The following is a 548-nucleotide window of genomic DNA, read 5'->3' as shown; positions in this document are numbered from 1 at the left end:
GTGTTCCTCAGGCGCTCGCGCCCGCTCTACGCGCGGCTGCGACGTGAGGAAGCCGAACGCGGCCGTGAGCTCGTCGAGGCCGTCATCGACGGTGAACCGTTCTCGAAGATCCTCTGGCTCGCCGGAGCGCTTGCCGCTGCCGGCGCCGGCGCCGCGCTCCTCGAAGGTATCGGGGGAGTGTTGCTCGTGCGCTGCCTCCAGCGTGCGCTCGCGACGCTGCGTGAGGACGTATTCGAGGCCGCGCTCGCGCTTCCGCTCGCCCGCGTCGAGCGGGCCGGCGATGCCGACGTGATCTCGCGGGTCACGAACGATGTCGAAGCGGTCACCGAGGCGATCTCCGGGGTGATCCCGATGTGCACGCGCGCGCTGTTCACGATCGTGCTCACCCTCGTTGGTATGGCGTTCCTGGACCCGTGGCTCGCGCTCGCGGCGCTCGTCGCCGTGCCGATCCAGGTCGTCACGACCCGGGTGTTCCTCAGGCGCTCGCGCCCGCTCTACGCGCGGCTGCGACGTGAGGAAGCCGAACGCGGCCGTGAGCTCGTCGAGGC

1 protein-coding gene is annotated in these 548 nt (G+C 70.8%); it reads left to right on the top strand.

Translation table 11 applies throughout. From position 1 onward, the window contains the following. On the top strand, positions 1 to 548 hold a 548-nt coding region (locus tag AUL38_RS02910; RefSeq protein ID WP_161937395.1), incomplete at both ends, for an ABC transporter transmembrane domain-containing protein.

This window comes from Leucobacter sp. G161, from assembly GCF_001482305.1.
In the GTDB taxonomy this organism is placed as follows: domain Bacteria; phylum Actinomycetota; class Actinomycetes; order Actinomycetales; family Microbacteriaceae; genus Leucobacter.
This window is presented reverse-complemented; position numbering and strand designations above follow the sequence as displayed.